Below are 16,368 nucleotides of genomic sequence, written 5' to 3'. Positions count from 1 at the left end.
CTTGCATTAACAAACATAGCTATGTGTTAGAAACTAGTTTCTTTTTATATTCTATTCTTCACATAAAAAATCTATGTTTCTATGTGTTAAATATTTTTTAATAATACAGCTCTGTTAATTAGTTATGCTTAAAACATGTCAGCCTTCCACGACTAACCAACATGGAAGACTGACATTCAGAAACCTAATACCCAGGATTTTGTTTTAGGTTTTTATTTGTTGTTAACACTGAACTTGGAATTGGAAAAATAGCTCTGTATTTTTCGGTTGTACCTTTTTCCCACCATGGCAAAAAGAATGTTCCAAAACGAATGTTGTCTGTTCTTCTTCTTCCTTCAAATGTGAATTCTTTCAACAATTCCTGATCAATAAAAGCAAGATCAATTGTAGTTGGCATTTCTTCGCCAGCACGCGTAACTACTTGCTGTAAAAATGGTTTTGCTAAATCTGGCGAACCTAAACGAACATAACATTCTGCTTGCATCATTAAAATTTCAGCATAGCGAATTAAAACGAAATCATGATCACGTTCCCATTGCTCTCCATCTTTCATTTCATATTTTGCCAAACGAACACCTTCATTTTCTTTTGCATCTGTCAAACTTGTTAAGTTCTCTGTGTAGGTAAGCGGTTCTCCATTATCCATCATAATTACAGAACCTGTTGCTAAGTTGATTTGATCGCCATGAAGCATACATTTTTTTCTTTTGTCTGTATCTGCAAAAGCAGAATATACTCCTGGTTGTGCACACATTCCGTTTGCGCTCCAAGGATAATTTCCTGTTGCAGAAATGGCTAATTTTTGGTTGTAATGTGCAGACATTGAATTCATATAATTTCCAACTGTCCCCGCTTTTGAATCGTAAGGAATTGCAAAAATGATTTCTGATGAAGTCTGATTTTCTGTTGCAAAATTGGCGAAGAAATCTGGCGTCAATGTATATCCAGTAACTTTCTGGCACATATTAAGACAATCTTGCCAACGCGCAACGCCGATAAATGCTTCTGAATTAAGATATAATCTTGCTAAAATAGAATAGGCAACATTTTTAGTTAATTTAGAATATACCACATTTCCATTTAAATACGGAATGGCATCTGTCAATTCTTTTTCGACAAAATCATAAACTTGTTTTCTTGTTGAATTAGTTGGAAGATCAGTATCTTCAAAATTGGTTACAATTGGCACATTTCCGAATAAATCTAAAAGATTATAATAGTAATAAGCTCTAACGGCTTTCAATTCGGCAAAAATTGGTGCTTTTGCTTGTTCGGTCAAAGTCGATTTATTTATTTGATAAATGATCGCGTTGATCTTTGCAATACCAGTATAATTGTAACGCCAAGCAGAAAGAATCATTCTGTTGTCTGCTTTCCAAGTATGTCTTTGTGCATCTTGATATTGTCCGCCATCGTACCAGTTGGTTCCTCTTGTTGGAATTGTCGCTTCATCTGAAACAGTTTCATTCAAAAAGAAAACATATTCGCAAGTTGGATAGTTATTCGAAATCGGATCGGCAAATCCTCTTAACGAAGAATAAGCTCCACCAACCAACGCATCAATTTCTTTAGTCGTGTTTCCAAAATTCCCATCTTCTACCTGATCATACAACTGCTCGTTTAGATCAGTACATGATACCGTAAAAAGCATACTTAAAAGTATTGGTGCTATTATTTTGATTTTCATTTTTAGTATTTTATGGTTATCAAATTCGCTTAATTATTCAGCGTAAAATTTAGTCCAACAGAAATCGTTGTTGGTCGAGGATAATTATTGTATCGGTCAATTCCAGGAGCTGCCAAACCAGTTTGATCCATTACACCAGTTTGATTTATTCCGTCTTGAGCATTTAATCCAATCTCTGGATCTACTCCTTTGTAACCTGTAATTACAAATAGATTTTCTCCCATTACATAGAATCTAACTTTAGATTTTTTATATTTCAATGGCAAAGTGTATCCTAAAGAAAGTGTTTGAAGTCTGAAGAATGAAGCATCTTCAATCCAATAATCTGAATATTTTGGAGCCGAAGTAAGACCGCTGTTCAAGAAATCATCAGGAACATTAAAAGCTGGCAGTCTGTTCGGATCGTTTAACATCATGTTGGTCGCATTTAATGCTTTTTGACCAAACATTCCGTATCCTGATACTCCAAGATCAAAGTTTCCATAAGTAAAATTCATTCCGATACCTAAAGTCAAATCTGGCTGAATATTTCCTAAATCTCTTTTGTCAGCATCAACCAAAGCGCTTTCTGCTACTACTTCATTTGCAGCGTTGTAATACTGAATTTTTCCATCAGCATCTAAACCAGCATTTTTGAATCCCCAGAAAGTTCCAACAGGATAACCTTCTGCAATAATTTGAGAATATTGTCCAGACATCCCCGCCAAACCATGAAGAGATCCGCTGTAAATAACATCTGTTTTATAAGTTGGGTTTGAAAGTTTTTCGATTTTTTGAACGTTGTGTCCAAGCGTCAAATTAGCATTCCAATTAAATTTATCTCCTTTAATGATATCTGCATTTAAAGTCAATTCTACTCCTTTATTAGACATTTCACCAACGTTTGCTAACATTGTTCCCACTAAATAAGGCGGTTGAGGCACTTCATAAGTGTATAATAAATCTTTTGTTTTTTTAGAATAGTATTCAAAAGATCCTGTAATTCTGTTGAAAAGCCCGAAATCAAAACCAACGTTAATTTGTTCTGTAGATTCCCATTTCAAATCAGGATTCGGATTTTGTTTTGGAGAATATGCCAAACTCCAAGTTTTTGTAACTGGATCGTAATAACTATCATTTCCAACTCCTAAGATAGAAAGCGATTTGTACTCACCAATTCCGTCTTGGTTTCCTGTAATACCCCAACCTACTCTTAATTTTAAATTATCTAACCATCCTTTTGAAGATTCCATAAATTCTTCATTAGAAACTCTCCACGCAGCAGAAGCAGATGGAAAAGTTCCCCATTTATTGTTTTCTCCAAAACGGCTTGATCCGTCACGTCTTACAGTTGCTGTCAATAAATATTTACCATCGTAGCCATAATTTGCACGAGCATAAAAAGAAACTAAATTTGATTTTCCTTTGTATGAATAAACGTCGCTTAAACGATAATTGTAACCTGCTCCTAAATTGTTATAACTGAAAGCATCTGTTACAAAACCACCTCTTTGCGCTCCAAAACCTTCGTAGATATTTTCAAGGTAAGAATATCCAGCCAAAGCGCTAATGTTATGTTTATCGATTATTTTGCTGTAATTCACATAAAGTTCACCTTGCGCATTTGTATATTCAGCGTAAGTTCTTTGGGCAAAACCGCCTTCTGTCTGTCCTTCCATAACGGCATAAGAAGGTTTATAAGTTCCTCCTTTTACTGCATTATGTTCTAATGAAATATTTGCAGTTGCAGTAAAATCATTCAAGAATTTTACATCTGTTTTAAAATAACCTAAAAGTCTGTGTCTTTCGTTATCAAAAGTTCTGTTGGTTAAAATCTCAACCGGATTTTGATAAATATTTCCTGTCACTTCGCTAAAATTTCCGTTTGCATCATAAACTGGAATCGTTGGATTTAAGTTATAAGCTCTTTCAAAAATTCTATAATCAATTGGATGCCATTTGTCAATATTTGCAAATAATCCCATATCGAATTTTACTTCTTTATTGTCGCCTAAAAATTGATAACCGCTAACATTTCCGCTTAATCTTTCTAAACCAGATTTTTTGATAACTCCTTCATTGTTTAAGTACGAAATTGAAGTTCTAAAACCGCTGTCTGCTTTACCTGAATTAATACTCAAAGTGTGAGATTGAGAAATAGCCGTTTGTTCAATAGCTTTTTGCCAATTGGTATTTCCTCCGTAATCTACAGCATCTGTAATTTGATTTTGACGCACATATCCTCTCCACTGATTTGCAGATAATAAATCTAAATTATCATTAACATAACCAAAACTAGTTTGTCCGCTGTACACAACAGAAACTCCTTTTGTTCCTGATTTTGTTGTAATCATAATTACTCCGTTTGCTCCACGTGAACCGTAAATTGCAGCTGCAGAAGCATCTTTAAGAACGTCAACCGATTTAATATCTGATGGCTGAACAATGTTGATGTCAACACCAGCAATTCCGTCCACAACAATAAGCGGACTGTTACTTGCTGTTAAAGAAGTTCCTCCACGAAGACGAATTGTAGAACCCGCCGCTGGATCTCCAGAAGGACGAATAATATTTAATCCTGCTACTTTTCCTTGCAAAACTTGTTCTGTAGAAGATATTGTTCCTTTTACCAAATCATCTGCTCCAACTGTAGAAATTGCTCCAGTCAAATCTGATTTTTTTACTTTTCCGTAACCTACAGAAACAACTTGCACTTCTGCCAATGCGTAACCGTCATTTTGCAGACGAACCTCATAATTGTTATTTCCTGTAATTTGGATTTTTTGCGTTGTCGATCCGATAAACGAAACTTCAATTGCACTTCCTGCGGCTACCTGAAGACTGAATTTACCATCAAAATCTGTTGTAGTTCCGTTTTTCGTTCCTACTTCAATGATAGAAGCTCCTGGCAATACCGTTCCAGTATTGTCATAAACGGTTCCTGAGATTTGTTTTTTCGTCTGCGCGAAAAGACCAGCAGAAAGAAAAAGCATAAAAATCATCAATACCGCTCCTTTAGCAGTCCACATTTTATGCTGGACGCTTTTTATATTTTTACTATTCATTAGAATTGGTGTTTTAATTTAATAGTGATTATTTGTCTAGAGTTTTAAGCGGAATCATCGTATCCGAAATCGTTTTGTCTTTGTTATCCTTAACCAAAACATGGATTTCGTTCAAATTCGGAAGTCCGTTTAATTCTGTAACCAGATTGACAAAACCTTTAATTTCTGTAGTTCCTCCAGAAAACTCACCAGAAAATGTTTTTGTTCCAGCAGTAATCGTGTAAATCAATTTGTTTACGCCTACTTCGTTGTTTTTTCTAGACATTCCAAGAAAATCTTTTTGACTGATTTGTAATGGAAAAAAACTGAAACTTGGTGGCGGTGGCGGAATAAATTCTCCTGCATAAATAATTTGATCGCCAGAATTTGTAGTCCAATCTTTTGCTACCATTAAGAAAGTTATGTTTTCCATAACAAACCCTGCTGGCGGATTGTAATATTGCTGCGGAATCAAATCCATTCTGTAGAAACCATTTCCAAGATCTTTCAGTTTTGTTTTCTCAGAAACGTCTGGAAGCCAAGCCTGATATTCTTGCAAAACTGCCCAATTATTTAAACCACTATGAAAGTGAACACTTTCAACTCCAGCAAAACCTTCTTTCAAATTAGAATTAAATAAAATACTAACCGGTTTATCAATTAAAGGTTTTGACGGATACGATCTGATTAACTCATTTGAAGTATAAAATGATGAAAAATCAGTGTAAGGAATATTTGCAACATCACTTTGTTTAGACCCGTTAAAATTTTTCAAACGAAACCAAAATCCAGCACTTGCCGCAATTTCAGCAGGAGTTTTAGAAAAATAAACCGTTGGTGTCAAAGTAAAACTCCAGATTTTATTTCCTTCGTATTTCAGTTTTGCAAAGCTTGAAGAGTGTTCCCAGTTTCCTGCATCTGGCTCAGATGGAGACCAAATCCAGATGTATAAATCTTCTGTCTCAGCAAATGTAGATGATGACATATCAAAATACCACGTAACTTTTTCATCATATTTGTAAACAACAGGAAATGATGACATTGGCCCCACAGCTCCTGCGGCTTCTTGCGCCTTAACAAAATTAGGAGCCATCAACAAGCCAAGTAAAATTGTATATATAAACTTTTTCATATTACTTTTTAATTAATAGCATTTAATTTAAATACATAAGACACAAAATCTACTCCGCCTGAAGTACGGGTTAATTGAATTTGCATTTCTTCATTTTTTCCCGGAACAGCAAGTAATCTGAGTTCGTCTGTTTTTTGAGTTTTCTGTGCATCACTGTACAAGTAGATTTTATTTGTGCCACTATTAGTTGGCTGAAAATCTGAACTTAATGCCCAGTATCCCTTTGCAGCAAATAACGGAGGGACATTTCCGGTAACTTCGTAACTTGTCGGTTTGTTATTTTCATCTACGTTGAATTTGATTTTAAAATCTTCGTAATTGAAATAAGTACTCAAGTTTTCTTCACTTGGTTCGATCTTGTTTGCCTTGGCAACTTCGTCGACCATTTTCAGATTTGTTAATCCCCAATTTCCATTTACTTTTTCGTAAAGGGTAATCGGATCTACGTAGCTTCCGTCATCTATGTTATCGCAACTAATCGCAAAAAAACACATCATAAAAGCTAACCAATAAAGACTTTTACATTTCATAAATTTTTGGTTTTTGTTAGTTTGTCATCCCCTTCAAAAGGACACAACGAAGCTAGAAGTTAAATAAATCCTAAAAAAAAAATCGGAGAAAAATCAAGATATTATTCAGACAATTTTAAAAACAACTTGCTGATTATCAAGATTTTATTATTATTTTTAAAATCAAAAAATCAAGATGTTGTTTAGATGAAAATCAGTGGTTTTTTAATGGTAAAAATGACAATATGCAAAATATTTGGTATATTTTTTTCACTATGCATTTATATAACCTGTTTTTATTGTATAATTGCAAATAAATTGACTGTTTTTAACATTTACCACACGTTTTTGCTTCAAAAATTACCTTCTAAAGCGATGTTATTAAACAAATTATAAAATTCCAAAGAGTCAGATTTCCATTAATATCAAACTTATTTTAATTTTAAAGCGAATTAACTAACTATACAAAAAATCAACCTTACCCTAAACCAAAACTAAACCATGCGAAGAATATTCATGCTGTTTTTCTTCATTATAGGATTTTCTCTAACTGCGAAAGAGACCAATCCTTATTTAGAAGAATTAGATCAGGTGCTCTTGAAAAAAGACATTTACCTGAAACAGAAATATCGAAAAATTGAGTCTTTAAAGAAAAATGTATCAAAATTTACACTAAATCAGAATAATGAAGAGTTGTACAATTGTTATATGTCTTTGTTTGATGAATACAAATCTTTTAAATATGATTCTGCTTATTATTATTTGGAGCAATCTAAAATCAAAGCCAAAGTTTTAAAAGATCCAAAGTTTTTATCTAAAAGCCGAATTAAAGAAGGTTTTGTGCTTTTGTCTTCAGGCCTTTTTAAAGAAGCAATTGACACTTTAAATGTTATTGATGATACAAAATTAGACCTTAAAAATAAATTCGAATATTACAACATCAAAGCGCGTGCGTATTATGATTTAGCCGATTATAACCGTGACCAGCGTTTTAATATTCATTATGTACAGCAAGGAAATCATTTCTTAAAAAAAGCATTAGAATTAATCGGAACTAATACGAATGAATATTGGGCAGCAGAAAGCCTGAAACGTTTAAAACAACAAGATTGGCGCGGCGCAGAATTTGCTTTCAGTTATTGGATTAACAACTATAATCTTCCGCCAGATTACTACGGAATTGCAACTTCGAGTCTCGGCTATATTTATTCTGAACGAGGTTACACTAAAAAAGCCATTCAATATCTCGCAATGGCAGCGGTTGCCGACGTTAAAAATGCGACTAAAGAAACTGTCGCGCTAAGGAATTTAGCCAATGAACTTTTTAAAATGGGTTATTTGGATAAAGCCAACGAATACATCAACATCGCGATGGATGATGCTACTTTTTATAATGCCAGACATCGAAAAATTGAGATTTCGTCGATTCTTCCTATTATAGAAAAAGCACAACTGAATAATGTAAAAGATAAAAATGATAAACTCGAAAAAATCATTATTCTTTTGACGATTCTTACGGTTATCATTTTTGTTTTTCTTGGAATAATCTTCAAGCAATTAAAAGAGAAAAATAAAGCTAGGAAAACTATGGCTGAGTCCTATTTAAAACTACAGGAAATGAATGTAAGTTTAAGCGAAGCAAATGCCATAAAAGAAGAATATATTACGTATTTCATTAAGGCAACTTCGGCTTTCATTAATAAAATAGATCATATACAGAAAAGTACGCTTCATAAAATTATTACAAAAAAAACAGACGAAGTTATTGCAAGTTTGAAGCGTTATAATGTGAAGGAAGAACGTGAAAACCTCTTTCACCAATTTGATGAAATTTTCTTGAAATTATTTCCCACTTTTGTGACGGATTTTAATAATTTATTTCCAAACGATCATAAATGTTTGGTCAAAAAAGGCGAACTTTTAAATACCGAATTAAGAATTTTTGCTTTGTACAGATTGGGAATTCAAGACAGTAACCAAATGGCAGAATTCTTAGAACTTTCTGTAGCTACAATTTACACGTACAAAACCAGAATTAAAAGCAAATCTGATTTTAAAGATACTTTCGAGCAGAAAATTATGGAGATTAAGACGATTTAAGTTTCTGAGGTACTAAGTTGCTAAGCTTCTAAGCTTTTAGATTAAAGCTTTTCAAGTGCTTCGGAAAAGCATAATATTTATAGAAATAATATTACACTATAATGAGCTCCAGCGGAGCGACATATAATTTAAATACTCATAAATATGTCGCTCCGCTGGAGCTCTTTTATCTCAAACAAATATGTTTTCTATAAATATTTCGTCCCTCTGGGACTATTTGGTAAAATCATTCAACACTTTCCAACTGCAAAATCGTATTTTGATAAATCTTGCTTAATGAAAATAATTGCTCAACAAAAATCATAATTGCAATTGGAACAAAGAAAAATACAAGCAAATCTTCTTCGTATAAGAAATAAGTAGAAATCATCGCAAGACGTGCATATTCTAAATAATAAATCCATTTTCGCTGTTCTAACAAAGCTCCGCAGTTGATTAAAGTTAGAATTACCAATGAAAGCACAAATATCTTGTCGTAACTTTCTAAATAATCAAAATAATAAGTAAAAACAGTCAGAATCAAAGTGCAGATTCCTAATTGTATATATAAGTAGTTTTTAAATCGAAGTCGTTGATTTGGAGAAGCTTTATCTTGCAGAAAACGCTTTTCCAAAATCGGACGAATATCTTGGTCCATGTCGGCTGGACTTCCGAAGACAGCGTTCCATCTTGCTTTAAATCCGCTTGAGCGTTTCCATAATTCGTAAATTTCAAAATAATAATGAAAATGCTGCCATAAAAAACTATAGCTTTTCAGCGGATGCGTTAATCCGTATTTTGGTTTTTCTTCTTCTGTCTGAAATGTACCAAAAAGACGATCCCAAAAGGTAAACATATCGCCGTAATTTTTGTCTAAATATTTTTCGTCAGATGCATGATGGACGCCATGAACTGAAGGCGTTACAAAAACATATTCCAGCCATTTTATTTTACCAATAAGCTGTGTGTGAGTAAAGAAAGAATAAGCGCCATGAACAATCAGCATCGTAATAACCATACTTGGATGAAAACCAACAAAAGGCAAAACACACCAAAATCCCGTTCGAATAATAGCCTGAAAAGTAGTGATTCTAGCGGCGGCTGTAAAATTAAATTCTTCGCTGTGATGGTGTACAATATGTGCAGCCCAGAAAAAATTGACTTCGTGGCCTAATCGGTGATACCAATACCAGACAAAATCGGTTGCGAGAATAAGTGCAAACCAAATTAAGGCATTACTCGGAATATCAAATAATCGGTAATTATCATAAATCAAATAATACAGTTGGTAAAAACTGGCTGCAATAAATAAGTTAATTAAACGCTCTGCAATTCCGATCGAAATGTTTGAGACAGAACTTTCATAATTAAAGATTTCAGGTCTTTTTCTGCGTTGGGCAAGCTTGTATTCTAAAAATAAAAAAAGAAAAAAGGCCGGCATGGCAAATGCAAGAAAATTGATATTTTTCATTTTGGTTGATATTTTTCGATTCTAAAAATGGTATTCTAAAGCACAAACGAAAAAGACACTTCCATCAATTACGTTATTTTAGGAGATAAAAACGTAATCAACGAAAATGATCTTTTACGAAGTAAACCTGATTTAATTATGCTTAAATAAAGGAGCTTCCAAAGCAATCTCCTTAACCGATTGTGTTTCGGCTACTTTTTTCAAAGCAATAATATAAGCAGCAATACGAGGCGTTACATCATGTTTGACTGCCACTCTAAAAACAGTTTCAAAACCTTTTTCTAATATATCCTCCAGACGTTTATTAATCTGATGAATTCTCCAAGACTCTAAAAGCGAATTTTGAAGCCACTCGAAATAAGAAACTGTAACACCTCCCGCATTAGCTAAAATATCAGGAACAACTAATATATTTTTATCATGCAAAATCTGATCTGCATCTGAAGAAACTGGCCCGTTTGCGCCTTCAACAATAATTCTTGCCTGAATATCTGTCGCATTTTTCTGTGTAATAACATCTTCTTTTGCAGCAGGAATCAATACATCAACATCTAAAAGCAATAAATCTTCATGTTTAATGGCAACCGAATTCGGGTAACCTTTTATGGTTTTATTATTCAAATTATAATATAAAATCAACTCCGGAATATTAATTCCGTCTGGATTATAAAAGGCCTCCGAAACATCGCTAACAGCCACAATTTTCACTCCTTTTTCATACAAGAATAAAGCAGAATGCAAACCTACATTTCCAAAACCTTGAATTGCCGCAGTTGCTCTCGCAGGTCTAATTTTTAGTTTTTGAAGCGCCAAAATACTGATAATACTTACACCTCTTCCTGTTGCTTCTACTCTTCCTAAAGATCCACCAGAATGAAGATGTTTTCCCGTAACAACGGCATGAATTGGTCGTCCGTGCAAAAGTGAAAATTCATCCATAAGCCAGCCCATTTCGTCTGGTCCTGTTCCCATGTCTGGCGCAGGAACATCTTTTTCTGGTCCGAAAATATCTGATAAAGCCTTTGTATAAGCTCTTGTAATTTTTTCTAATTCTGTTTTAGAATGATTTCTCGGATCGCAAATAATGCCGCCTTTAGCTCCACCAAAAGGAATTCCAGTTACAGCAGATTTCCAGGTCATCCAGGCGGCAAGTGCTTTTACTTCATCTAAATTTACAGCAGTATCGTAACGAATTCCGCCTTTAGACGGTCCTAAAGCTGTATTATGAATAACACGATATCCTTCAAAGTTCTGAACGTTTCCGTTGTCTAAAACAATTGAAAAATTTACAGTGATTTGTTTTTCTGGGCGCTGCAACTTTTGACGAAGTGAATTGTCTAAGTTTAAAATATCTGCAGCGATATTAAAACGATCAATCATAGATTGAAACGGATTGTGTTTTATAATTTCTGAACTCATAATATATAGTTTTTAGGTTTGGGTTATTTTTTTATGTTAATCGATTTTCTTCTCTTAAGAAGATTTTCTACATCTTTTATCTCTTAAAATTGACACAACACGGAATCTTTATCAAGCAACGACGCATCAAAATTTTCATATTTCTATTGGTTCTCATATTTAGATTTTTTAACGATTCAAAAAAAAGCCTTTCATGGTGCAATGAAAGGCTAAAAAAAAAAATAACTAACAAGTACTTTCTCTATTAACGCCATTTCAAAACGTGATTCAACATGCAGCACATCGCAAAGCTGCAATTGAAAGACATCATAATATTTCGGCTATAGTTTTTCATTGTTGAAGCAAAGCTACAAAATTATATTTATAAATTCTATAGAATTAGTCGAGTTTATTTTTAATAAATTTTAAACCATCAATTAAAACAGCTGTAAACTAAAGAATTACGACTTAAAAAAAATTATTGTAATTGCGAAAAAACTATAAAAACAACCGCAATTAAAGCCAAAAGCAGTCCCAAAACATTGATCTTAGATAATTTTTCTTTGAAGAAAAAAGCGCCGATTATGGTTCCTAAAATAATTACACCCATATTCATTCCTGCAAAAACTGTCGATGGATTTTCTGAAAATGCTTTATGTGCTTTTAGATAGAATAATATATTTCCGAAATTGAAAATTCCAACCAAAATCCCGAAAGGAATACTTTTTAAAGCGAAATTTTCTTTTGTTATGAATAATTTATACATCACGATTACCAATGAAACCGCGAAAGAAATTAAAAAAACTATAAACAAAGAAGTTGTATAAGGAACAACGGTGTACAAGGCTATTTTCTTAAAAAGAATATCGACAATTCCGAAACCCAATAAAACCATTGCTGGATAAATCCATTTATTCTCTGTATTGTCTGTTGGCTTTTTTAGTATGAATAAAAGTGCTGCAAAACCAATCAAAACACCAATAACTTTACAGGTATTAAATGCTTCATTAAACAATAACCAAGCCGCCAAAATCGGAATAAAAAGCGATAATCGTTGTGCAGCATCTGTTTTTGCAATTCCCATAAATTTTATAGAAAGTGCCAGAAATAAAAATACGATTGGAAGTAAAATTCCGACCGATGCGTAAATTTCTAAAGGTGCATTATTATCTAAAGCATTTAGGTTTGGACTAAAAGTAAAGTAACAAAGTGCAATTGCAGTTATATAATTGAATGAAATAATTTGAGACGGATTAGCATTATATTTTCTTGAAATTTTAAATATAACACCAACAATAACACTGCAAAGAATACTTAATATAAGGAATAACATAGATTTATTTTTGGATTGTAAAAGTAATCTTTTGTCAAATAAAAAAGCCCAGCCGGTTTCAAAAAACCAGCTAGACCAGATTAAATCTTAAACTGTTGGATTAAACAAAATCTAATTTGATCTGCTAAATTTTTTTTAAATCTGCGAGAAACAATTTTTACGCATAGATTTTTCGCGCAGATTTACACAGATTAAGGCAGATATTATACAGATTAATTATAGCAAATGATTAACGATTAAAAACAATTTAAACGTTAAATTAAAATATTCCCTTTCTTAGAATTTACTGATGTAACTTCCATAAATATCTCTAAACTGATTTCCTTTTGCAAATCGGTCTTTGCTTAATTTTCTGTATTCTACCAATCCCCATAAAACAAATTCTTTCAAAAAGTAAAGGTCTTCTTTTGCCGTTTGTGGCTGGTATTTTTTTATTAAATCATCTAAAGGCGTTACTTCATCTAGAATATTTTTATAATCCTTATCTGAAGCGTCGTCTAATAATTCGAAACCGCTTTCCGCGAAAAACCATTCTACAACATCAGAATAAGGCGTTTTTTCGTCTGGTTTTTCTAATTTTTCAATTTTCGGAAAATATTCTGGAAACAAAGTTCTAATTGCAGAACCGATGAGACTTTCTGCCACAACATCTGCTCCCTCCTGCTCTCCTTCATACACCAATTCTACTTTTCCTGTAATCGCCGGAATTATTCCGATAAAGTCAGATAAACGCAAAGTTGTTTTATCAGCACCAGAAATTAAAGCACGGCGTTCTGCTGTACTAATTAAATTTTCGAAAGCCGTAATACTCATTCTCGCACTTACACCGCTTTTATTGTCGATATATTCACTTTCGCGGGCTTCGAAACTAATTTGTTCTAAAATATCTCTCGCCAAACTCGGCACATAAACAACATCGGTTTGATTTTGATCTAATTTAGATTCTTGTTCTGTAATAGTTCTTGCGATAGCAATACTTTCAGGATAATGCGTTAGAATCTGAGAACCAATTCTATCTTTTAAAGGCGTAACGATACTTCCTCTATTCGTATAATCTTCTGGATTTGCTGTAAAAACGAATTGCATATCTAAAGGCATTCTCAACTTGAAACCTCTAATTTGAATATCACCTTCTTGTAAAATATTAAACAAAGCTACTTGAATTCTTGCCTGCAAATCGGGTAATTCGTTAATTACAAAAATACAGCGATTCGCTCTCGGAATCATTCCGAAATGAATTACGCGATCATCGGCGTATGACAATTTTAAATTTGCTGCTTTAATCGGATCAACATCTCCGATTAAATCGGCAACGGTTACGTCTGGAGTTGCCAGTTTTTCAAAGAAACGTTCGCTTCTATGTAACCACGAAATTGGAGTTTCGTCTCCTTTTTCTGCAATTAAATCTTTTGCAAAACGCGAAATTGGATTTAACGGATCGTCATTAATTTCTGAACCTTCTACAAATGGAATATATTCGTCTAATAATTCGATCATTTTACGCGCTAAACGAGTTTTCGCCTGTCCACGAAGTCCCAAAAGATTGATATTATGACGTGATAAAATAGCTCTTTCCAATTCTGGAATTACGGTATTTTCAAAACCATGAACCCCCTCAAAGACAGGTTTTCCAGATTTTATTTTTTCACGGAGATTATTTCGCAATTCATCCTTTATGCTTGTACTTTTATATCCAGTGGCTTTTAATTGACCTAATGTCTTTATAGTATTTATTTCCATTTTATTGAAATATAGATTGTTTATTAATTGATTTGGTGGACGTTAGACGCACTGCAGTGCGTCTCTACAGAAAACCATTGAACCTTTGCTCCTTTGTTCCTCTGAACCTTAGCACCTCAGAACCTTACTTAATTCCCTTCTTCCTATTCGTTTCATAATCTTCAAAAATCATTTCACCCAAACCTTTAATTCCGGTATAAAATGCTTTTCCTTGATTCGCCTCAGTAAACTGATTCACAAAACGCTGTAAATATGGATCTTTGGCAATCATAAAAGTGGTAATCGGAATATGAAGTTTTCTTGCCTGTTGCGCTTGCGTGTAACATTTATCGACAATGTATTCGTCCAAACCGTTACTATTCATATAATAGGAACCATCACGTTCACGAACGCAGCTTGGTTTTCCATCGGTAATCATAAAAATCTGCTTGTTGGTATTTCTTTTTCTTCGAAGAATATCCATTGCCAATTGCAATCCTGCAACGGTATTAGTGTGATAAGGTCCAACCTGCAAATAAGGCAAATCTTTAATTGGAATTGTCCAGGCATCATTTCCAAAAACTAAAATATCTAATGTGTCTTTTGGATATCTCGTCGTAATTAATTCTGCCAATGCCATCGCCACTTTTTTAGCTGGAGTAATTCGATCTTCACCATACAAAATCATGCTGTGGCTAATGTCGATCATCAAAACTGTACTCATTTGAGCTTTATACTGAGCATCTTCAACAACCAAATCATTTTCAGTGAGCATAAAATTTTCTACACCGTTATTAACTTGCGCATTTCGGAGACTTTCGGTTAATGAAATTCTTTCTAAACTATCTCCAAAATTAAATTCACGGAATTCGCCTGTATGTTCATCACCATTTCCGGCATATTTTGTTTTATGATTTCCATTTCCAGAACGTTTCAGATTTCCAAAAATTTGATCTAAAGCTTGTTGTCTGATGGCTCTTTCGGTTTTTGCAGTAATTCCGAAACCAGAACTTCCATCGCCTTTTACTTCATCTCTGATGTAACCTTTCTTCTTTAGATCCTCAATAAAGTCATCAATAGTGTAATTCTCGTCGGTAAGTTTATATTCTATATCCAGTTCCCGAAGCCAACTGATAGCTTCATCAAAATCACCCGAAGTATGGGTGATTAACTCTTTAAAAATCGTAAAAAGTTTATCAAACGGAGACTGAAAAGGAGCTTCGTAAGTCTTAAAATAAAAGCCTTTTTTAAATTCGTTTTTCATAAATCTAAAATTACGTCTTTTTAGAATTATGAAAAACGAATCTTTTATTAATTTTTAGTTAAAATATTCAACTAAAAATCCAAGTTAACAATGTTAGATATGTTAATTATTCAAACTTTCCATACAAATAATACCAAGCTCCATTTTCGAATTTAAAAGTTGAAAATTCGTAATGTATTTGCGGCTTGCTATTTGAATCTAAAAAGTAAGCTTTGAATTCGACCGTATTTTCAGTAAAACTCAGAATTTCTAATTTGTGCCATTTATTAGAAACTGCCCATTTTAAAATTTCAGGTTTTGAATAATATTTTCTTTCCGAAATATAAGTCGTTCCTAAAAGATAATCAGCATTATGAGTTGCATATGCAGAATATCTCGAACGCATTAAAGCTAATGCTGAAGGTGCTTTTTGATTTTGATTCAAATACAATCCGCAGCAATTATCAAAAGACAATCCAGTATCGCAAAAACATTTTTTATTCTCCATCGACTGGTTCTTCTCCATTAATTTTTACATGAAGCTGATTTAATAAAACCTGATAACGAGTAATTTCCCTTACTTCTTCGTCTTCTTCAGCAAAATCAATCATTTCGTCAAGTGTTTCGCTTACTTCCAATAATTTATTGTTGGCTTCTCTGTCATTTTTCGCAGCGATTAAATCTATAATTTCTTGTACGCTTGCTTTTAGTGTTTCGAATTTACTATTCATTTCTTTTTTAGTTTCAGGTTTCAAGTTTTAGGTTTCAGGTTCA

General features: G+C 33.3%; 12 protein-coding genes. 1 reads left to right on the top strand and 11 read right to left on the bottom strand.

Translation table 11 applies throughout. The features are described from left to right. Positions 1-184: 184 nt before the first annotated feature. From P0R33_RS18895 to P0R33_RS18880, 4 genes are read right to left on the bottom strand one after another with little or no spacing between them, the layout of a single operon-like run. Positions 185-1,687, bottom strand: a complete 1,503-nt coding sequence (locus P0R33_RS18895; RefSeq protein WP_276172718.1) for a RagB/SusD family nutrient uptake outer membrane protein — start codon at positions 1,685-1,687, stop codon at positions 185-187. Between the two features lie 29 nt (positions 1,688-1,716). Further along, positions 1,717-4,731 (bottom strand): TonB-dependent receptor, encoded by a 3,015-nt coding sequence (locus P0R33_RS18890; protein ID WP_276172717.1) that lies wholly within the window; start codon positions 4,729-4,731, stop codon positions 1,717-1,719. A 28-nt stretch (positions 4,732-4,759) separates the two neighbouring features. Next, positions 4,760-5,842 (bottom strand): hypothetical protein, encoded by a 1,083-nt coding sequence (locus tag P0R33_RS18885; RefSeq protein ID WP_276172716.1) that lies wholly within the window; start codon positions 5,840-5,842, stop codon positions 4,760-4,762. Positions 5,843-5,850: 8 nt separating this feature from the next. Further along, entirely contained in the window at positions 5,851-6,372 is a 522-nt protein-coding gene (locus tag P0R33_RS18880; protein WP_276172715.1) for a DUF5004 domain-containing protein, read from the bottom strand. A gap of 480 nt (positions 6,373-6,852) precedes the next feature. Here P0R33_RS18880 and P0R33_RS18875 point away from each other — a divergent pair, with 480 nt between their 5' ends. After that, entirely contained in the window at positions 6,853-8,451 is a 1,599-nt protein-coding gene (locus P0R33_RS18875) for a DUF6377 domain-containing protein (RefSeq protein ID WP_276172714.1), read from the top strand. A 226-nt stretch (positions 8,452-8,677) separates the two neighbouring features. Here P0R33_RS18875 and P0R33_RS18870 read toward each other — a convergent pair whose 3' ends face one another. The 7 genes from P0R33_RS18870 to P0R33_RS18840 all read right to left on the bottom strand — a co-directional run bounded on the left by P0R33_RS18870 (position 8,678) and on the right by P0R33_RS18840 (position 16,325). Beyond that, positions 8,678-9,901, bottom strand: a complete 1,224-nt coding sequence (locus tag P0R33_RS18870; RefSeq protein WP_276172713.1) for a sterol desaturase family protein — start codon at positions 9,899-9,901, stop codon at positions 8,678-8,680. A gap of 132 nt (positions 9,902-10,033) precedes the next feature. Then, positions 10,034-11,320: a Glu/Leu/Phe/Val dehydrogenase gene (locus tag P0R33_RS18865; protein WP_276172712.1), complete on the bottom strand. Its 1,287-nt coding sequence runs from the start codon at positions 11,318-11,320 to the stop codon at positions 10,034-10,036. A gap of 457 nt (positions 11,321-11,777) precedes the next feature. Then, a complete protein-coding gene (locus P0R33_RS18860) occupies positions 11,778-12,632 on the bottom strand; it encodes an EamA/RhaT family transporter (RefSeq protein WP_276172711.1) in 855 nt (284 codons plus the stop codon). Between the two features lie 276 nt (positions 12,633-12,908). Then, on the bottom strand, positions 12,909-14,372 hold the full coding sequence (locus P0R33_RS18855) for a magnesium chelatase (protein WP_276172710.1): 1,464 nt from the start codon (positions 14,370-14,372) through the stop codon (positions 12,909-12,911). Between the two features lie 124 nt (positions 14,373-14,496). Continuing rightward, complete coding sequence (locus tag P0R33_RS18850; protein ID WP_276172709.1) at positions 14,497-15,615, bottom strand: VWA domain-containing protein; 1,119 nt, start codon at positions 15,613-15,615, stop codon at positions 14,497-14,499. A 106-nt stretch (positions 15,616-15,721) separates the two neighbouring features. Further along, positions 15,722-16,120 carry a YchJ family metal-binding protein gene (locus P0R33_RS18845; protein ID WP_276172708.1) on the bottom strand — a complete coding sequence of 133 codons (399 nt, stop codon included), beginning with the start codon at positions 16,118-16,120 and terminating at the stop codon, positions 15,722-15,724. Then, a complete protein-coding gene (locus P0R33_RS18840) occupies positions 16,092-16,325 on the bottom strand; it encodes a hypothetical protein (protein ID WP_057116258.1) in 234 nt (77 codons plus the stop codon). The genes P0R33_RS18845 and P0R33_RS18840 overlap by 29 nt, the downstream gene beginning before the upstream one ends. Positions 16,326-16,368 lie beyond the last annotated feature (43 nt).

Source organism: Flavobacterium sp. YJ01 (genome assembly GCF_029320955.1).
Lineage (GTDB): Bacteria > Bacteroidota > Bacteroidia > Flavobacteriales > Flavobacteriaceae > Flavobacterium.
This window is presented reverse-complemented; position numbering and strand designations above follow the sequence as displayed.

Coding starts and splice junctions, on each gene's coding strand:
- P0R33_RS18850 (WP_276172709.1), bottom strand. CDS start 15,615: ATGAAAAACGAATTTAAAAAAGGCTTTTATTTTAAGACTTACGAAGCT.
- P0R33_RS18840 (WP_057116258.1), bottom strand. CDS start 16,325: ATGAATAGTAAATTCGAAACACTAAAAGCAAGCGTACAAGAAATTATA.
- P0R33_RS18870 (WP_276172713.1), bottom strand. CDS start 9,901: ATGAAAAATATCAATTTTCTTGCATTTGCCATGCCGGCCTTTTTTCTT.
- P0R33_RS18865 (WP_276172712.1), bottom strand. CDS start 11,320: ATGAGTTCAGAAATTATAAAACACAATCCGTTTCAATCTATGATTGAT.
- P0R33_RS18880 (WP_276172715.1), bottom strand. CDS start 6,372: ATGAAATGTAAAAGTCTTTATTGGTTAGCTTTTATGATGTGTTTTTTT.
- P0R33_RS18890 (WP_276172717.1), bottom strand. CDS start 4,731: ATGAATAGTAAAAATATAAAAAGCGTCCAGCATAAAATGTGGACTGCT.
- P0R33_RS18885 (WP_276172716.1), bottom strand. CDS start 5,842: ATGAAAAAGTTTATATATACAATTTTACTTGGCTTGTTGATGGCTCCT.
- P0R33_RS18895 (WP_276172718.1), bottom strand. CDS start 1,687: ATGAAAATCAAAATAATAGCACCAATACTTTTAAGTATGCTTTTTACG.
- P0R33_RS18845 (WP_276172708.1), bottom strand. CDS start 16,120: ATGGAGAAGAACCAGTCGATGGAGAATAAAAAATGTTTTTGCGATACT.
- P0R33_RS18855 (WP_276172710.1), bottom strand. CDS start 14,372: ATGGAAATAAATACTATAAAGACATTAGGTCAATTAAAAGCCACTGGA.
- P0R33_RS18875 (WP_276172714.1), top strand. CDS start 6,853: ATGCGAAGAATATTCATGCTGTTTTTCTTCATTATAGGATTTTCTCTA.
- P0R33_RS18860 (WP_276172711.1), bottom strand. CDS start 12,632: ATGTTATTCCTTATATTAAGTATTCTTTGCAGTGTTATTGTTGGTGTT.